At 61.5% G+C, this 13,165-nt stretch carries 15 protein-coding genes; 11 read left to right on the forward strand and 4 right to left on the reverse strand.

Annotation, left to right across the window (positions count from 1 at the left end; translation table 11 throughout):
- Nucleotides 1-538 precede the first annotated feature (538 nt).
- The gene (locus Q1V57_RS07700) at nt 539-967 is read right to left on the reverse strand and encodes a CBS domain-containing protein (protein WP_300529333.1); all 429 of its coding nucleotides are present in this window, start codon (nt 965-967) and stop codon (nt 539-541) included.
- Between the two features lie 173 nt (nt 968-1,140).
- Between Q1V57_RS07700 and Q1V57_RS07705 the strand changes: the two genes are divergently transcribed.
- Together Q1V57_RS07705 and Q1V57_RS07710 are read left to right on the forward strand one after the other, a co-directional pair.
- The gene (locus tag Q1V57_RS07705) at nt 1,141-2,472 is read left to right on the forward strand and encodes a DUF2157 domain-containing protein (protein WP_300529334.1); all 1,332 of its coding nucleotides are present in this window, start codon (nt 1,141-1,143) and stop codon (nt 2,470-2,472) included.
- Nucleotides 2,469-3,080, forward strand: a complete 612-nt coding sequence (locus Q1V57_RS07710) for a GDYXXLXY domain-containing protein (RefSeq protein ID WP_300529336.1) — start codon at nt 2,469-2,471, stop codon at nt 3,078-3,080. Before Q1V57_RS07705 ends, Q1V57_RS07710 begins: the two co-directional genes overlap by 4 nt.
- A 3-nt stretch (nt 3,081-3,083) precedes the next feature.
- Here the strand turns inward: Q1V57_RS07710 and Q1V57_RS07715 are convergent, their stop codons facing one another.
- A complete protein-coding gene (locus Q1V57_RS07715; RefSeq protein WP_300529338.1) occupies nt 3,084-3,752 on the reverse strand; it encodes a rhomboid family intramembrane serine protease in 669 nt (222 codons plus the stop codon).
- A 152-nt stretch (nt 3,753-3,904) separates the two neighbouring features.
- Between Q1V57_RS07715 and hfaA the strand changes: the two genes are divergently transcribed.
- The 5 genes from hfaA to Q1V57_RS07740 all read left to right on the forward strand — a co-directional run bounded on the left by hfaA (nt 3,905) and on the right by Q1V57_RS07740 (nt 8,451).
- Nucleotides 3,905-4,342, forward strand: a complete 438-nt coding sequence (hfaA, locus tag Q1V57_RS07720; protein WP_300529339.1) for a holdfast anchoring protein HfaA — start codon at nt 3,905-3,907, stop codon at nt 4,340-4,342.
- The gene (gene hfaB / locus Q1V57_RS07725; protein ID WP_300529341.1) at nt 4,329-5,327 is read left to right on the forward strand and encodes a holdfast anchoring protein HfaB; all 999 of its coding nucleotides are present in this window, start codon (nt 4,329-4,331) and stop codon (nt 5,325-5,327) included. Before hfaA ends, hfaB begins: the two co-directional genes overlap by 14 nt.
- Nucleotides 5,293-6,477 carry a holdfast anchor protein HfaD gene (hfaD, locus tag Q1V57_RS07730; protein WP_300529343.1) on the forward strand — a complete coding sequence of 395 codons (1,185 nt, stop codon included), beginning with the start codon at nt 5,293-5,295 and terminating at the stop codon, nt 6,475-6,477. The genes hfaB and hfaD overlap by 35 nt, the downstream gene beginning before the upstream one ends.
- 317 nt (nt 6,478-6,794) lie before the next feature.
- Nucleotides 6,795-7,217 (forward strand): hypothetical protein, encoded by a 423-nt coding sequence (locus Q1V57_RS07735; RefSeq protein WP_300529345.1) that lies wholly within the window; start codon nt 6,795-6,797, stop codon nt 7,215-7,217.
- Nucleotides 7,218-7,728: 511 nt separating this feature from the next.
- Nucleotides 7,729-8,451, forward strand: coding sequence for a CPBP family intramembrane glutamic endopeptidase (locus tag Q1V57_RS07740; protein WP_300529347.1), 723 nt, complete (start codon nt 7,729-7,731; stop codon nt 8,449-8,451).
- 79 nt (nt 8,452-8,530) lie between these two features.
- Here the strand turns inward: Q1V57_RS07740 and Q1V57_RS07745 are convergent, their stop codons facing one another.
- Entirely contained in the window at nt 8,531-9,400 is an 870-nt protein-coding gene (locus tag Q1V57_RS07745) for a hypothetical protein (protein ID WP_300529349.1), read from the reverse strand.
- 184 nt (nt 9,401-9,584) lie between these two features.
- Here Q1V57_RS07745 and Q1V57_RS07750 point away from each other — a divergent pair, with 184 nt between their 5' ends.
- The 3 genes from Q1V57_RS07750 to Q1V57_RS07760 all read left to right on the forward strand — a co-directional run bounded on the left by Q1V57_RS07750 (nt 9,585) and on the right by Q1V57_RS07760 (nt 11,465).
- Nucleotides 9,585-10,145, forward strand: a complete 561-nt coding sequence (locus Q1V57_RS07750) for a PAS domain-containing protein (RefSeq protein ID WP_300529351.1) — start codon at nt 9,585-9,587, stop codon at nt 10,143-10,145.
- A 59-nt stretch (nt 10,146-10,204) separates the two neighbouring features.
- Entirely contained in the window at nt 10,205-10,828 is a 624-nt protein-coding gene (locus Q1V57_RS07755; RefSeq protein ID WP_300529353.1) for a PilZ domain-containing protein, read from the forward strand.
- A 136-nt stretch (nt 10,829-10,964) separates the two neighbouring features.
- Nucleotides 10,965-11,465: a DUF4339 domain-containing protein gene (locus Q1V57_RS07760; RefSeq protein WP_300529355.1), complete on the forward strand. Its 501-nt coding sequence runs from the start codon at nt 10,965-10,967 to the stop codon at nt 11,463-11,465.
- Here the strand turns inward: Q1V57_RS07760 and Q1V57_RS07765 are convergent.
- On the reverse strand, nt 11,462-11,995 hold the full coding sequence (locus tag Q1V57_RS07765) for a gamma carbonic anhydrase family protein (RefSeq protein WP_300529357.1): 534 nt from the start codon (nt 11,993-11,995) through the stop codon (nt 11,462-11,464). The two genes, Q1V57_RS07760 and Q1V57_RS07765, sit on opposite strands and share 4 nt — an antisense overlap.
- Nucleotides 11,996-12,285: 290 nt before the next feature.
- On the opposite strand from Q1V57_RS07765, the gene Q1V57_RS07770 reads away from it, so the two are divergent.
- Nucleotides 12,286-13,050: a PhoH family protein gene (locus Q1V57_RS07770; protein WP_300529359.1), complete on the forward strand. Its 765-nt coding sequence runs from the start codon at nt 12,286-12,288 to the stop codon at nt 13,048-13,050.
- The last annotated feature ends 115 nt before the right edge of the window (nt 13,051-13,165 follow it).

Genomic DNA, 13,165 nt, shown 5'->3' on the forward strand with positions numbered 1-13,165 from the left:
GGCCTGATAAATCAGACCGAAATCAATCGTCGTATAAGAGAACGCTTCAGCGATCGGTGTTCAAGTGGTGGTCTGACCCACCGCAGAACGCCGCCGCCTGCGTTTCTCTTTCCATAACCAACAATGTCAAAGAGCCGGACCGTCAGCACCGAAGCGCCAGGGCCCGAACCGCTTGAACCCGCCTGGGTCGCCGCGGCAAGGAGCGCGGTGTTTAGGCCGCGCCGTTTTTGAAGTCAATCGCGTTTTTTCAGAGAATGTGCAGTTCGTTATGAGACCGCCGAAACGGCAACAAAACTTCCTGAACCCGGTGCTTCAATCTCGACTCACCGGCCCTAGGTACGAAAAAACGCAAGACCTCGCATAATAAGGAAACGGCTTCGCTCCGCAAGCAAAAAGCTGCGCACCGCGCCGTCGGGAGCGCTCTTCTACAGGATGGCCGGATCGGCGCAACCCCCGCTGCAGCATTTCTCTCAGGTTTTTGTCACCAATGGCGGCAAGTCCCCTGCCCTGCCTTATGATTACGTCCTGCAGCTCAATATCAGGACAGGATATAATCTCGCATGGCCGCGGTCTGCGCCTCGGCATCGGCGATCTTGGCCTTGACCACATCACCGATGGAAACGATTCCAACGAGCTGACCGTCCTCCAATACAGGCAGATGCCTGACGCGCCGTCCCGTCATCCGCATCATCACGCTTTCGACGGTTTCATCACGAGTCGCGGTGATGAAGACCGGTGTCATCGCATTGGCGACACTGCGCTGCAGGGAAGCCGCTCCATTGACGGCCAGTTCGCGGACAATATCGCGTTCCGTCATGACCGCCACCGGACGCGCCTGGGCGTCGATAACGACAAGCGCGCCGATATTATGACTGTCGAGCGCTTCGGCAGCCTCCACCAGTGTGGCGGTGTCCTCGATGGTGACGACGGCACTGCCCTTCTGTTGCAAGATGGCTTCTACACGCATGAGCCACTCCTTCCGGCAAGTCCGGTTGCACCATACCACGAGTATGCGCATTGACGAAGCGGGCACCGGGCCGGCCAGAGGCCTGGATGTGAATCACTCTTACGTGGACACCTGCCGCGCGCTGCGCCAACCTTCGGCCGGGATACTGGGACCATGGCGCGAAGGGGAGCCCCGTGAGTTATCAATCTCGGATTCGCAAGGATCTCGACCGCTGGATAAAAGCCGGTTGGGTCGAGGCACGCTACAAAGACGATATCCTCGGCGATATCGCCACATCCGGCCACGCCTGGAACGCCGCTGGCGCCCTGTCGATCCTCGGCGCCGTCCTGCTGGCGATGTCGGCCATCAGTTTTGTCGCCGCCAATTGGGACGCCATGCCCAAACTCCTGGCCTTTATCTTTCTGGTCGCGGCGATCTGGGCCGCCCTTCTGGGGGCAGGCCGGGCCTTTGACCGGGATGCCCCCACGCTGGGCCACGCCTTGGCCTTGCTCGGCGCGCTCCTATTCGGCGCCGCCATCGCCCTGACGGCGCAGACCTTTAATATGTCCTCCTTCCGCAATACCGCCGTCCTGATCTGGTCTTTCGGAGCCTTGGCGACGGCCGTGATCATTCCGTCGCGGCCGGTTTTGATAGTCGCGACCGTCCTGGGCGCCCTCTGGGTCTGGCTGGAGATCCTCAACCCGGCAGCGCCCAATATCATGTGGAGCTATCTCGTGGTCTGGACGCTGATGATGGCTGCGGCCGCGCGGCTGCAATCGCGTGTCTCCGCCAACCTGCTCGGCCTGGCTCTGCTGTTTTGGATATCGAATGCGATCTGGCGCGAGCTTGGCGCATTCACCGCCTTCGATGTCGAGATCATAGCCCTGCACCCGCTGCTCTATGGCGCCCTCGCCCTTCTCGCGGCGCAATGGCGCAATCGCGGCGTGCCGGGTTTCGGCGTGATCTCGGCCTGGCTTGGCCTGGCTGCCGTGATCGGAGGAGCCATCGTGCAATGGCCTCTGGGGAATATCGAGAACGAAGTCCGCCTTTACGGCATGGATGAGGACGAGCTGGCGATCTCCCCTGCCTATTGGCTGGCCGGCGGCCCGGCAGTGCTGGCCGTTGCCGTGCTGTCCTTCCTGCAACCGGGCACGCCGCAGCGCCGCATGGCAATGAGCGCCAGCCTGACGGCAGCCGCCCTGGCCGCGCTTATCCTACCGCTGATCGGTCACATCACCTCGCCGGAGACCATTTTTGCCGCGCGGCTGCTGATCGGCGCTGCCTTCTATGCGCTTTGCGTGGCCTTGATTCTGATCGGCTCACGCGACGGTTTCCGCGCCACCGGGACAATGGGGATTATCGGCTTCGCCATGCAGACCTTCTATGTCTACTGGGAGACGTTTGAAGGCCTGCTGACGGCCTCGGTCTTCTTCCTGGGCGCTGGACTCTTATTGTTCGGGCTGAGCTTTGCCCTGATGCGATGGCGCAGCACGCTGCTTCCCTCCAGCAAGGAGGACGCGTCATGAGCTTCACCCTGCGCCTCGGCCTGATCGCCGCCGTGATGACCGGCTTTCTCACCCTCATGCTGACCACCCACGCCGCCAAGCGCGCCTCAGGCACAGAAGTCACGATCGCCGTTGAGGGATACGATCCGCGCGATCCGCTCCTGGGCTATTACAGCCGCATCGAGATCAGCCTGGCCCGGCTCGATGCGCTGCAAATGGATGGCGAGGACGAGTTCGTATCGGGCGACGTGATCTATGTCAGCATCGCAGCAGATGCGGACGGTGTGTGGACGGCCAACGCGCTGCACCGGAACCGCCCGCCTGAAGGCGTTGTGATCCGCGGCTATGTCACCGGCACGACCGGAGAGCCTTTCGAATGGACCAATCAGGTCGACCCGGAGACCGGCCGGACGGAACGCGTCCGTGTCGAACGCGATCATGTCTGGATCTACGTCAATTATAATCTCTCGCGTTACTACGCCTCGCGGACAACGGCGCAGGAACTGGACGGGATTTTGCGCGATGCCAGCCAATCCCCTCGACTGATCCTGTCCGTTCAGGACAATGGCGATGCCCTGATCAAAGGGCTCGAGATCAATGGCGAGCGCAGTTTCGAGCGGCTCTGGTAGGCGCTAGCGGCTGGAAAACACCGGCTGTAGTAACGGGAACAGCACCGCGCCGGCCAGTGTGCCGCCGATATGGGCGACCCAGCCGATCGGGATCGGAAAACCGATACCGATAATGCCGAAGACCAGGTTGAGCCCGATCCAGGGCACGGCCAGGCGCAGCATGCCGCGATATCCGCCCATCACCCAGCCGGCCGCGGCGAGAACGCCGGACACGCCGGTTGAAGCTCCGCCCATGGTTGCCGCCTCATTGCCGCTGAGCGCGACCTGGGTGGCCGCCCCGGCAATCGAACACAGGGCGAAGAAGACCAAAAAGCCCAGCGTGCCCCGGCTGTCGGTACCGAAACCGGCGGCGACGGCCCGTCCGGCGCTGACTAGGATGGTCAGGTTCATGGCGATGTGCAGAACGCCGAAATGTATCAGCACGTGCAGCAGATAAGGGGCCCACGGCCCCAGCGGCTGTTGCGGCGCTATCTGACCGGGCCCGGGAACCACGACCACGGAGGCCGCGAAGATCAAGCGTTCCAGCTCTGGAGCGATAAAGGGAAGCAGGGCGACCACGATAATCGGGACGGCGACAATCAGCACGCCCAGCGGGATGTTGTTGAATATCGGCTGGCGCGAACCGCCGCCCGGCGGCTCATGGCGCTCATCGTCCCGCTCCGGCACACTCATCGGCTGAAAACGCTCCCAAATTGGTCCAACCCGGACCGAAATCTCCGCAGCAACGCGATTCCCCTAACGAGAGAACGTGATTTCGGGCACTCCCGTCTGGCACGCGCGTTGCACCTTTCCCCATACGATTTGACCAAGATGGACACAAGGCCATGCCCAAAGCCGTTCTTTACATCGCCGCTGCTGCAACCCTCGCTGTTGCCATTGATGTCGGCGCTGACGCGCAAAACGTACAGACGTCGGGCGCCTGGGAACAGCCCTATGGCGTGGCTCCGGGCCAGACGACCCAGCCCTGGTCGGGCGCTCGCTCCAGTGCCGGCGCAGCCGCCGGTGCCGCAGCGCGCTCGCAGGCGGGAAACCGGGTCATCATTGACGGCATCATCCAGACCGGTGTTGGCGTGTCCAGCCAGACCGGCCTGTTTGGCGGTGGTGTCGGCTCGTCCGCAGCGGCGATCGGCAACCAGCTGAACGTCAATGTCTCCGGCCAGTACAACACGGTCATCGTGAATTCCAACCAGATCAATAATGGCGATATCAACGCCAATGCCGATGCGAATGGATATGTGAGTAGTGCCAATGACCCCGACTAAGCTTCTCATCTCCGCCCTAGCGAGTGCGCTGGCCCTGACCGGCTGCGCCACTACCAACTCGACCGGCGGCAGCGACGGGCTTTACGCCCAGCCGATCGGCGGTGCGCCGGTTGTCGCCAACCCGACGCCCTATTCCGAGGCGCTGGTCTGCCTGGCCAATTACGCCCGGGCCAATAATCTGCAATCGCCGCGCATCGCTGTGGGCCGCCTGTCCGACTATACCGGCCGGGCCTCGCTGGAAGGCGGCGCGGCGCTGACTCAGGGCGCCTCGCTGATGGCGATCTCGGCGTTTGCCAAGGCCGGTGTGCGCCTGGTCGAGCGTTTCGACACCTCGGTGTCCGAGCTGGAACTGCGCTATGCCAACAACTCGCTGATCGGCGATGAGGACGGCAATCAGCGCCAGATCTATGCCGCCTCCTTGCCAGGCTCGGACTATCACCTGGTCGGCGGCATCACCGAGCTGAACTACAACATCCGCTCCAATGGCGTGGACGTTTTGGCCGGCGATCGCATCGACAGCGATCCGACGGGCCTGTTCAACCGCCGCGCCTGGGTGATGAATATCGGCCTCGACCTGCGCCTCAATGACACGCGCTCGATGGAGACGGTCGATGTGATCTCCTACCAGAAGCAGATCATCGGCCGTGAGATCAGCGCCGGCATCTTCGCTTTCTGGGATGAGGCCGTGATCGACATTTCCGCCGGCGGCCGCTCGCTCGAGCCGGTCCAGCTGGCTGTGCGCTCGGTGATCGAACGCGCCGTGCTGGAGATTTCCTCGCAGCTCTATGGCGTCGATCCGGCTGCGGCCTGTCACTATTCCGATCCGATCGGCGGATCGACCAATTCTACCGGCGGAATCGCCACCCATCATGCAGCCTATGGCTCCGGGGAGACCTCGAATGTTCAAGCGCGCCAGACTGTTAGCAACGGCCACGAGCGTCGTGATGACAATGTCCGCAGCTACCTTCGCGGACGATACAACTGAGATCCTGAACGGCCAGGTCAATCTTGATGCGGCGATCAATGCGATCGTCACCACCGAAACCGACCAGGCCGACAGCGCCACGGCGACCGCGATCGGCATTGCCAATGCGCTGACTGTTGACGTGGTCACGCCGCACGACGTGCAGTCGAGCCAGGTTTTCTCGGGCTCGGTCGACACCTCGGCGACTACGACGGCACGGATCACTGACGGCGTCGCCCTGACGACCTCAACCGCCTTCGGCAACACCGCATCGGTGCTGACCGATGCGGATATGGATCTGGTATCGGACCAGAGCGCGGCGGATGGTGCCAGCGTGACGTCAAACGCCCAGCTCAATGTCGGCAGCTATTCGATTTCTACTGTGACCACGGCGACGGCCAGCGCCAATGCCTATGAGTCTGTCGCCTATGGCGGCGCCACCAATCTCAACCTGCGCCAGGACAGCGGCGCAGAGGTGAGCGCCGACAGCTACGTGCTCGCGCCGGATGCGGGCCTGGGCTATGCCGCCGCAGCGGTTGGCGCGGCCAATGGCAATAGCGTCCTGGTCGAGGGCTATACGGGCGCCTCGCAAATCGTCGATGTCGACCAGACCAATCGCGGCAATGTCACCGGCCGCGTGCGCATGGATGCGGGCGGTACGGCGATCTCCAGTCAGGCCATGGCTTCGGCCAATGGCAATGCCGTGCGTATCCAGAATGAGGATGGCTATGCCCACCTGCAGGGCGGCCAGACCAATTCCGGCACGGTCACGGCCGATTCGGAGATCCTGGTCGGAAACTTCGATGCGGACCTGCTGACGGTGTCGGCCGAAGGCGTCGGCAATTCGGCGGTCATCTCCAATCTGGGCGCCGATGCCTTCATGGGCCTTGATCAGAACAATACCGGCGCCGTCAATGCACGCGCCAACTTCGCCGGCGATGCGGGCGGCAGTGTGATGATGTCGGCCACCGCCTTCGGCAATGCGGCCACCAGCTATATCTGTTCGGAATGCCCGGTGACCTCTTATGGCGATATGAACCAGGTCAATGGTGCCAATGTATCCTCCGTCGTCACCGGCCAGATGACCACCGGCCAGAATATCTCCGGCACGGCAACGGCTATCGGCAATTCGGCCACCTTCCAGACCACCAACCCGTACGGCCCGAACTAGGGCGACGACGGGACAGAGGTTCGCGCGCGGCGCTGGCCCACAACAGTCTCGACGCGCAAACAGACCCCGGCTGGCAACAGCCGGGGTTAGTTGTGTTGGATGGGGCTGGCACAGGCTTCACCGGAATGCCGCCCCATGAGACAATATGTGTCCCCGGTTGAGCGTGTATCAAACTCCGCATGCGGCACAATCAGTGCGCGTATAATGCATCGAGGTATGGAAATAGGACTGGGAAATTGGTACGGGTCGCTGATGAACTCCGACCACCAGCTACCTTGTGCTCTATATGACCGCGCAGCTTCAAATTTGGTGACGTGATGATGCTGAAAGCACTTGTATCCGCATTTTTAGTTGTTCTTTCAGCATCCGAAGCTGAACGGGAAAATCGCGCTTCAATGCGATTAACTTCCTTGATCACCGATATCCGCTTTTTGAGTGACCACTACAATTCAATCAGCCATGAATTGGATCACGACCAGCTAGCCCCACTCATATTGCACTTGAACTTAAAAGTCCTAGAGATGGCTCACTTGGACGAGGACGAATACGTTGTAGCCCCTTTTGCCTACCGGGACTTCTGCCGTATTTTGCACGGATCTGACGAAATTCCCCTAGCCGCCGGTATCGAGGCGGCCGATATCCAGGCAGCTGTCACAATCGTTTACGAGGCTGTGAGTGAAGAAATCCCGCGCGGCAGACACTCCTCGTGTGATGGTTTGCTGGAGAGTTTCGCGCGTTGAGCTCTGACGAGTAGGTGGGTCCACGGCCCGATTTTTCCGTTCCCATTTCTCACGTGTTTTGGCGGAATAGAGGGGCACCAAAGGGGACCTGTACCCGAGTTTTTAGGGATTGTGCGACGCGATGTATGCGAGCTGTGCCCTATGATCAGGCGGACAAAATTAAAGGGGGTGCTGAAAATCTACGTGTTGTGGATGTGTGCGTTTGTAGCCTTTCATCTCATTTGGTTGCTGTTGACGAGAGATATCGAGCGGGTGGCAGATAATTTTGTTCGTGGCGCCCTCGGGTTTTCCTTGTTCATGGGGGCGGTGATGATGATTAGCCGGCTCCTCACCTGGTTTTGGGGCCGCAAAAATAGGCTCCAGATAAACGCGATACGTACCCATTTCTCACGTATTCTTAGGGGGGTAGCGCGCCACTAAATGGCACACTCTGCCCTCCGCACAATCATTCAATAATCCACCCGCCGTCCGGTCTAGACATGGAAACCATAGTCACCAGACCGGATCTCCCATGACGGCCATCGCTTCCGACATCTTTCGCCGCGCCTCGGCGCTCTTCGATCTCACTGTGATCATCGGCGCCTTGCTGCTGTTGAAAGCGGCGCTGCTCGATCATGAGGCGCTGTGGAGCCTGGCGGGACCGATATCGCTTGTCGCGGCCCTCACCCTGGCCAGCTGGAGCCTGCGCCGCCGCAGCAAAGGCTGGGCCGATCTCGGCATGGGCCGGCCGAAGAGTATTTTTTGGACCGCCGTTTGGACCCTCATCGCTCTTGTCGTCACCATGGGCGTCGGCATTCTCGCCGACGGGCTCGCGACCAGCCTGATCGGTCCGCCGAGCGAGAGCGTGCAGGCGATCGATGCGCGCTTTACCGGACGCTTTGATGCCGTACCCGGCAATCTGCCCGCCTTCCTGTTCTGGCTCGCCATTGCCTGGGTGATCGGCGGGTTTGTCGAGGAAATGTTGTTTCGCGGCGCCCTGTTCGAACGCTTCGAAACCGTGTTTTCCGGCCTGCCCGTAGCCGCCATTCTCGCCGTGATGTGCCAGGCCGTCCTGTTCGGCCATCAGCACCTTTACTACCAGGGCGTCTCAGGCTGGGTCGCCACAGGGGCCATCGCCGCCGTCTCCGGCCTTTTATACCTCGCCTTCAACCGCAATCTCTGGCCGCTCATCCTGTCGCACGGGCTGAGCAATACGATCGGGCTGACCCTGATCTATCTCGGGATGGCGGGTTAGGCTCGCAAACACAAAAAAAGCCCCGGCTGAAACTCAGCCGGGGCAAAGTCATGCCGATGGCATGGATGGATTGGGTAAATCAGCGATAGCCGCCGACGCCGCCGTCGAGCATCAGGGTCATGTTGAGGCTCTCGCGCTCGGCGACACGCTCGTATTCGGTGACGACTTCGGTACGGCGCGTATAGAAGAGTTTCTCGCCGGGGCCGTAGCGGCGCAGGAGCGAGCGTTCATTGCAATTGCGCTGCGGTGTCTGGGTCGCACAGCGCAGCTCGCCGCCCGGGCTGTGCCAGAGCGCTTCGCCGCGGCGGCACATGATCGTGTCGGCCTCATCCCACCAGGCCTGGCCGTCATGACGCCAGCCCACCGTGACCTGCAACGTCGTGCCGGCCATGCAGCGATAGACCTCGCCATCATAGACCGCGGAGATCTCTTCATCCGGATCGACCTGCGAAGCCGGGTGCGGATTGCCACGATCATCCAGGCAGACGGCGCGCATCATGCGCCATTCCTCGATAATCTCGACGCGCTCGTATTCCTCTTCATATTCGCGCTCGACCACGCGCAGGCCGGTAATGGCCGTCGGCGCCGGAGCGGTCGACGGCGCATAATAGCTGCCGCCATTGATGAAGGTGATCGAACCGGCACCAGCCGCCGACCCGGCGCCCGCATTGGCGGACGCATTGGCATTGGCGACTGCGCTGACATTGGCGTTCACATTGGCCGTTACATTGACCCGCGACTGGATATTCACGCCGACATTGATATTGCCGCCATGGATATTGACGTGCGGGACGTTGACCGTATGGCCGCCACCATGGGTGCAGCAGCCGTGACCGCCGCCATGACCACCGCCATCATGCGGCGGGCCTCCGGCACTGGCCGGGGCTGCAGATAGCGCCATCACAGAGGTGGCGATCATCAATAAAGCGTGCCGGGCTGATACGCGCATGGCCGTGCTCCTTTGCTCTCCCCACCCTCATAGCAAACCGTGGGCCGGTTTGTGAGAAGCCTGCTCGCTTGGCCGGAGAGCCCTGCTGTCACAGGTCGCTTTTGAGGCGTATGGCCCCGTTCTTGAAGCACGGCGCGTCGGACAGGGGCGGCATTGTGCGGCCCTCAGACGACCGGAGAGCGGCATGCGCCACGCGCAATCACGAGCCCTTCACACCTATTGGCAGACTTTGCGTCTGGGCAGCGCGGCGCCGCAGCGCGAGGATATCGCGCCGCAGGACATCTCCGATCTGCTCGGCCATGTCTTCATATTGCGCCGTATTGATCCGGCGCATCATGTCTTCCGACTGGCCGGAACGCAGCTTTGCGATCTCTATCAACGCGAATTCCGCGACCAGAATTTCCTCAGCCTCTGGCGCGGCCATGATGCGGTGCATGTCCAGGCTATCCTGGAATCATCGCTGTCCGGCGCCTCGCCGGCCTCCATGGTGGCCCGGGCCAGCTCGATGGACATGCATCAGCTCCCGGTCGAGATCTCCGTCTTCCCGCTGCGCGGACCGGAGGGTGTGGTCGACCGGATTCTCGGCCTGTTCCAGCCGCTCGATGATACCGAGCCTTTCCGCGGCCGCCCCGTCGTGCGGACCACCTTGCGCGAGATCCGACCGCCGGCTGTGCCCGGTCATCTCCTGCCTGTCTCGCGGCGGCACACGGGCGATGTGCAACTACACATCGCGAATGATCACTAGCTGCAAAGGGTTCTTAACCCCTCTGCTCTAGCGTCCCGGGCTGGAACGGAGAAATGGCCATGACCGACGAACCGGGACGTCTTGACCGCCGGAAAATCAAGATTGCCGCCCGCGGCTCGCAGGAGCGGCGCCGACATGCGCGTGTTTCCCTGCGCCTGCACGGGCGTTTCTGGTCAGAAGAACATGGCGAGCATGCCTGCCGCCTGGTCGATATTTCGCCGGGCGGAGCCCGCATCCTGTCCCGCCTGAAGCCCGCACAGGGCGATCGTATCGTCCTTCTGGTCAATGGCATCGGCCGCCTCGAAGGCGATGTCGTGCGCGCCGGCGAAGACGATTTCTCCATGGCTTTCCGCGCCACTGACCGGAAACGGGACAAGCTGGCCGACGCCATCACCTGGCGCTTCAACAAGGAACGGCTCGGCCTGGACGAAGACCGGCATGCCCCGCGCAAGCCGGGCCGTGGCCGGGCACGTATCCGACTGAGCGACGGTGTCGTGATCGCTGCCAATGTCATCGATGTCTCGGTCACCGGTGCGGCCTTTGAGTGCCTGGAGCGCCCGCGTGTGGACGAGCCGGTTCGTGTCGGAGAGATGTCAGGACGTGTGGCGCGCATTCTGGACAATGGCTTTGCAGTCGTGTTCGATCCGCCTGAAGCGCAGACGAATGACAGCGAAGCGGCCTAGATCGCCCTACATCACGTTTTAGTCGCTCATGATGAGTATGGTTGGGGTGCGGCCCGATTCTTGCCGCATCCATGCCCTAGAGAGTACGAGTGCAAGTGCGAGAGAGAGTGTCATGCCCCGCGATGACGGAATCGCTATGTCCTGGTTTGTAAAGGTCGAAGGCCAAGTCTATGGCCCCTATACGCCCGCCCAGATGCGTGCCTTCGTTGGTGAGGGTCGGATTGCTGCGCATTCGCTTGTGAGCGAAGAGCGTGAGGGCGAATTCGCTGCCGCTTCAAGCCTGGACGCCTTCAGCGACTGGTTCAGCGAAGATGATGGCGGCACCCAGGTGGAAAAACGCGTCACCCCGGGTGCGCGGCCTGCCAACTTCGTCATTGTCGGCGAGATCACCTCGGACAAGGCGGGTGAGTTCCGCAACGCGCTTTCCGCCTATGGCGATGTCGAATCGGTCACCGGCGGCGTCTGGTTGCTGCGCGGCCCGACCACGGCGGCCGTGCTGCGCAATGAGCTCAGCCATGTGCTCGACCGCCAGGACAAGCTCCTGATCATCGACGCCTCCCATGATCGCGCCGCCTGGTTCAACCTGGGCAGCGATGCGGATCAGAATATCCGCGATCTCTGGGGCCGTGCCGGCTAGGCCTCGATCAGGCGCAAATCGGTTTTGTGCCGTTTTGAATTCTCGACATAGTGATCGGCCGAGGCCTTGAGCAGCTCGGCTGTGCCTTCGTCCAGCGTGCGGATGACCTTGCCCGGCGCGCCGACAACGAGCGAGTTGTCGGGGATTTCCTTGCCTTCGGGAATCAGCGCGTGGGCACCGATGATGCAGTTCTTACCAATCTTGGCATTGTTGAGAATGCGCGCACCAATGCCGATCAGGGAATAATCGCCGACCTCACAGCCATGCAGCATGGCCTGATGACCCACCGTGACACCCTTGCCGATTTTCAGCCGGATGCCGTGATCGGTGTGCAGGACCGAGAGATCCTGCACATTGCTGTCCTCGCCGATCTCGATCCAGTCGGTATCACCGCGGACAACACAGCCATACCAGATACTGGCATTGCGCTTGAGCTCGACCATGCCGATGACGCGCGCATCCGGCGCCACCCAATAGGCGCCGTCCTCCGGCAGTTTCGGCTCCGAATCGCCCAGTGCATAAATCGCCATCGATGTCCGCCCCCAAAATTTTGTGAAATATCCAAGACGCGCGCGTTTAGATCTTCTTCATCACGCTACACTGACACTGTACACACGATTCGGAAGTTCGCTTCCGGGTCGCTTCGGAAACTCCAGCAGGAGGCTTTGCAGTCACATGAGTTGTCTGCATCCAAGTCCGCCACCCGGTTCCGGCCATCAGCCTGAGCAGCTGCCGGAGTTCTCCGACTCACCCTTATCGCAACGCGTTGTCGCCCCTCTGCCTGTCGCCGAGGGGTTTTTCATGTGTGGAGGTTCCAGTCATGGGTAAACGGTCCGTCAAACGTCGTCTGAAAGCCGGTGAATTCAATTCCGGTCACTACAAGTCCGAAGAGGACAAGGTGCAGGCTCTTTTCCCGGGCACACATTGGTCGCCCGACGATAAGGAACCCATGCGCGATCAGCGCTTCATCAAGAAGGTCAAACCCCGCTCGCCCGGCCAGGAAAAGCTGATGAAGGCGATCGATCTCCAGAATCTGATCCTGGCGCTCGGTCCGGCCGGCACGGGCAAGACCTATCTCGCCGTCGCCAAAGGGGTGGAGGCGCTGGAGAAAGGTGAAGTCAGCCGCATCGTGCTCTCCCGGCCTGCTGTCGAGGCCGGCGAATCGATCGGCTTCCTACCCGGTGCGATGGAGGAAAAGCTGGCGCCCTATCTGCGCCCGCTCTACGACGCCCTCGCCGACCGTCTGTCACCGAAAAAACTCAAGGCGATGATGGCGGAAGGCGTCATCGAGATCGCGCCGATCGGCTATATGCGCGGCCGCACGCTGAACAATGCCTTCGTGGTCGTCGACGAGGCGCAGAACTGCACCTATGTGCAGCTGAAAATGCTGCTGACCCGCCTCGGCTGGAATTCAACCATGGTCATCACCGGCGATCCGGCCCAGTCCGACCTCCTGCCGGAAATGTCCGGCCTGGCCGAGATCGCCAACAAGATGGAAGACCTGGAGAACATCTCCGTCTGCCGCCTCGAAGCCAAGGATATCGTCCGCCACCCGCTGGTCGCGACCATGCTGACCGTGCTTTGAGACTAGCGATTTCATAGCCTTCTCAACGGTGCGTGCCCCGGCGCGCACCGTTTTGTTTCACTTTGAAACATTGACCCCGCAAGCCGCCAGCGGGATATTGCCTTCAGATGGGAGG

The organism is Maricaulis sp. (assembly GCF_030149425.1).
Classification (GTDB): Bacteria; Pseudomonadota; Alphaproteobacteria; order Caulobacterales; family Maricaulaceae; genus Maricaulis.